Origin of the sequence: Sedimentibacter sp. B4 (assembly GCF_000309315.1) — a bacterium.
In the GTDB taxonomy this organism is placed as follows: Bacteria; Bacillota; Clostridia; order Tissierellales; family Sedimentibacteraceae; genus Sedimentibacter; species Sedimentibacter saalensis.
In genome coordinates this window covers 1-412 of record NZ_CANG01000105.1, presented here as the reverse complement: position 1 = coordinate 412, position 412 = coordinate 1, and the positions used below count along the sequence as shown (strand labels likewise).

Genomic DNA, 412 nt, shown 5'->3' with positions numbered 1-412 from the left:
CGCCGTTAGCCGACGCCGAGGCTATTGCTGCGCTCACCGCCGCTCTTCCAAACATCGAGACGTCGCCACAGAAGGAGACGCTGGAGCGGGTCAGCGCGGCCACCGCCAGACTTCAGGGAAGGCTAGCCGCGCTGCTTGCGGAGGCGGTGACTGCCGTCGACGAGGCGGAGGCGGAAGTTGCGGGGGCCAAGGCTGCTTGGAAGGTAGCAACCGACCCCCAACGCGATGGGCACGCCGAGGTCCTCCGACAGTTGGTTGAGGATGGACATGACCCCGACAAGTACCTGACGACGACCAAGGCGCTCGAGGTACTCAAGGCGAAGGAGCAGCGGCGCCCCGGGATTGCGACCCGTATCTCGGGCTTGCATGCCGAACGAACCGATCTCCTCGGACAACTTGCAGCGATCGAGAC

General features: G+C 65.3%; 1 pseudogene. It reads left to right on the top strand.

Annotation, left to right across the window (positions count from 1 at the left end):
* A pseudogene (locus BN358_RS26100) lies at window positions 1-412 on the top strand (hypothetical protein); the annotation flags it as partial.